This window comes from Rhodovulum visakhapatnamense (genome assembly GCF_004365965.1).
GTDB classification, from domain to species: domain Bacteria; phylum Pseudomonadota; class Alphaproteobacteria; order Rhodobacterales; family Rhodobacteraceae; genus Rhodovulum; species Rhodovulum visakhapatnamense.
Genome location: NZ_SOEB01000066.1, coordinates 1 through 3,711 on the forward strand (window position 1 = coordinate 1; position 3,711 = coordinate 3,711).

Here is a 3,711-nt window from a genome sequence, read left to right on the forward strand (position 1 = left end):
GGGGTCTGATGCCGGAGGGGGCAGAATAGTACGCTAAGGGCTGATTTTGGCTCCTGTGCGGTGCAAAGTTCTGTAGATCGTTGGCCTTGAGACCGCAAAGACCTCTGCCAGGTCACTGATGGAATAGTCACCGGTGGCATGCATGCGTGCGAGTTCTTTTTGTTGCTTTTCAGAGAGTTTCGGCTGTTTCCCCCGGAGTTTGCCCTTTGCCTGTGCGATAGCCATGCCCTCCTTGGTCCGCAACCGGATGAGGTCGGCTTCAAACTCAGCAAATGTGGCCAGAATGTTGAAGAACATTTTACCCATTGGGTCCGTTGGGTCGTAGATGGAAATCCCCAACGCGAGCTTGACGCCTTTTTTCTCTAACTGATCTGCGATCGCACGTGCATCGGGGACGGACCGGGCAAGGCGATCCAATTTTGGCACGACCAGCACGTCACCTTCCCGGACGGCAGCTAGTGCTTGGTCGAGACCGGGGCGGGCGCGGTTGGTGCCCGTCAGCCCGTGGTCAGTATAAATGAGATCCTCTGATACGCCCAAGGCGCATAGGGCCTGCCGTTGTGCGGTCAGGTCCTGTTTGTCAGTCGAGCAGCGGGCATAGCCAATTTTGGTCACAGTCATAGCTTTAAAGTACGATTAAGGGGCGGCATATGCGAATCAAATCGTACCACCTATACGAGATATTCTGAGGTGTGGTTTCTCTGACCCTGCCAACCTTTGCAATACATGTCCGGTGAAGGAACCTCTTACGGACAGCCGCTTTGATCTTGGAAGGAACCACATGCCCCGCAGGAAAATGCTCACTGACCGCCAGCGGGAAGCGCTGCTTGATCTGCCGACCGACGAAACGGCGATGCTGCGTCACTACACGCTGGCAGATGATGATTTGGAAATCATTCGCGCCCGTCGTCGTCCCCATAATCGTTTCGGCTTCGCCCTTCAGCTTTGCGCATTGCGATACCCTGGTCGGTTGCTCGCGCCAGGCGAGGTTATTTCTGCGGCCTTGTCACGATTTTTGGCTGCGCAACTCGGACTGAAGCCTGATGATCTGGTGGAATATGCGACACGGGACGAAACGCGCCGCGAACACTTGGCCACTCTGCGTGAGATTTACGGATACAAGATGTTCACTGGCCGAGGATCGCGCGATCTGAAGGCCTGGCTTGAGAACGAAGCCGAAACCGCTCGGTCGAACGAGGATTTGGCACGGCGTTTTGTAGAGCAATGTCGGGCAACCCAGACCATTCTGCCTGGGATTACGGTTATTGAACGCCTCTGCGCGGACGCACTCGTTGCTGCCGAGCGACGGCTTGACACGCGGGTTGCTGACCGACTGGATGATGAGACACAAAGCCGACTTGATGCCCTGTTGACGGAAACCGTAGACAGCTCCGTCACCCGCTTCGTCTGGCTGCGCCAGTTTGAGGTGGGGCAGAACTCAGCCGACATGAACCGCCTACTTGATCGGCTGGAATTCTTGCAGGGCATGCCCGTGGAAAGATCTATCCTTGCCGGTGTGCCACCCCACCGTATCGCGCGCCTCCGACGGCAAGGGGAACGATATTTCGCCGGTGATCTACGGGATATTTCAGGTGATCGTCGCCTTGCCATCCTCGCGGTCTGTGCTTTGGAATGGCACAGCGCCATTGCCGATGCAGTGGTCGAGACCCATGACCGTATTGTTGGAAGGACGTGGCGTGAGGCGAAACGCGCATGCGATGCCCGTGCAGATGATGCCAAGGCCGCGTTGAAAGACACCTTGCAGGGCTTCTCTAATTATGGATCAGCGCTGCTGGAGGCACATGAAGATCAGGCCTCCCTCATCGATGCCGTTCAAAACGCAGGCGGCTGGTTGTCGCTCAGGGGGCTTGTCGCCACCGCTGCCCAACTCACCGACACATTGGCTGCCGATCCGCTGGCACATGTTGTTCACGGGTATCATCGCTTCCGACGTTATGCGCCGCGCATGCTGCGGGCGCTTGATATTCAGGCCGCTCAGGTTGCCGAACCGTTGTTGGAAGCTGCCAGCATCGTCGCGGGAACGGAAACCACAGGCGACCGCCCGCTGACCTTTCTGCGCCGGACCTCGAAATGGCATCGACACCTCAATAAAGATGATGGGCACCGCCTCTGGGAGGTGGCGGTCCTGTGCCACTTGCGCGATGCATTCAGAGCCGGCGACATCTGGCTTGCCCATTCCCGCAGGTATGGCGACCTCAAGGACACGCTGGTTCCGGCCGAAGTTGCCAGGGTAACGCCAAGAATGGCCATGCCATATGAGCCGGAAATATGGCTGGCAGATCGTAAATCTCGTTTGGCTGACGGCTTACAGCGATTGGCCCGCGCCGCCAGGGCCGGTGCCATTCCGGGAGGCTCCATCGAAGATGGCGTGCTCAAGATCGATCGCTTGACTGCCGATGTTCCCGAAGAGGCCGACGCCTTGGTGCTCGACCTTTACAAACGCCTGCCAGAGATCAGGATCACCGACCTGCTGCTCGAAGTGGATGACGAGATCGGCTTTACCGAGGCCTTCACCCATCTGCGCACTGGCGTCCCATGCAAGGACAGGGTCGGCATGCTGAATGTATTGCTGGCTGAAGGGCTTAACCTTGGCCTCTCCAAAATGGCCGGGGCCACGCACACCCACGACTATTTCCAACTGTCGCGCTTGTCGCGGTGGCATGTTGAAAGCGAGGCGATGGCGCGCGCACTGGCCATGGTGATCGAAGGCCAATCCGCCTTGCCAATGGCCCAGTTCTGGGGCGGTGGCACCAGCGCGTCCAGTGATGGGCAGTTCTTCCCCACCACGCGCCAGGGCGAAGCGATCAACCTGATCAACGCCAAATACGGCCATGAACCCGGTTTGAAAGCCTATACCCATGTCTCCGACCAGTTCGGCCCCTTCGCCACCCAGACCATCCCGGCCACGGTGAACGAGGCCCCTTACATCCTGGACGGCCTGTTAATGACAGACGCAGGCCAGAAAATCCGCGAACAGTATGCCGACACGGGCGGCTTCACCGACCACGTCTTTGCCGTCACCGCCCTTTTGGGCTTTCAGTTCATCCCCCGTATCCGGGACCTGCCATCCAAACGCCTCTACCTCTTCGATCCAGCATCCTGCCCGAAAGAATTGAAGGGGTTGATCGGCGGCAAGGTTAGGGAACCCGTTATCAGCTCAAATTGGTCAGATATCCTGCGCAGCACGGCCACAATGGTGGCGGGCGCGATGTCCCCAAGCCAACTCTTAAGGAAATTCGCTGCATATCCCCGGCAGCATGAGTTGGCCGTCGCGCTACGTGAAATCGGACGGGTTGAACGGACACTGTTTATCATCGACTGGCTGCTGGACGTCGACATGCAACGTCGCGCGCAAATAGGTCTGAACAAGGGCGAAGCACATCACGCCCTCAAGAACGCCCTACGCATTGGCCGCCAAGGTGAAATTCGCGATAGAACAACCGAGGGACAACACTTCCGAATGGCCGGGCTGAATCTGCTCGCCGCGATCATCATTTACTGGAACACCAAGCACCTCGGGCAGGCAGTCAATGGCCGCCGCCGCGATGGATTGTATTGCACACCAGACCTTCTGGCGCATATCTCACCCCTCGGATGGGCCCACATCCTGCTCACTGGCGAATACAGATGGCCCAAAAGATGATCAAACCGCCTTAGCGTACTATTCTGCCCCCTCCGGCAACAGACCCC

General features: G+C 58.0%; 2 protein-coding genes. One reads left to right on the top strand and one right to left on the bottom strand.

The genetic code is table 11. The annotated features are described in order from the left end of the window. Positions 1–33: 33 nt before the first annotated feature. Entirely contained in the window at positions 34–621 is a 588-nt protein-coding gene (locus EV657_RS21205; RefSeq protein ID WP_134079839.1) for a recombinase family protein, read from the bottom strand. A 160-nt stretch (positions 622–781) separates the two neighbouring features. On the opposite strand from EV657_RS21205, the gene EV657_RS21210 reads away from it, so the two are divergent. Beyond that, positions 782–3,664: a Tn3 family transposase gene (locus EV657_RS21210; RefSeq protein WP_038070180.1), complete on the top strand. Its 2,883-nt coding sequence runs from the start codon at positions 782–784 to the stop codon at positions 3,662–3,664. Positions 3,665–3,711 lie beyond the last annotated feature (47 nt).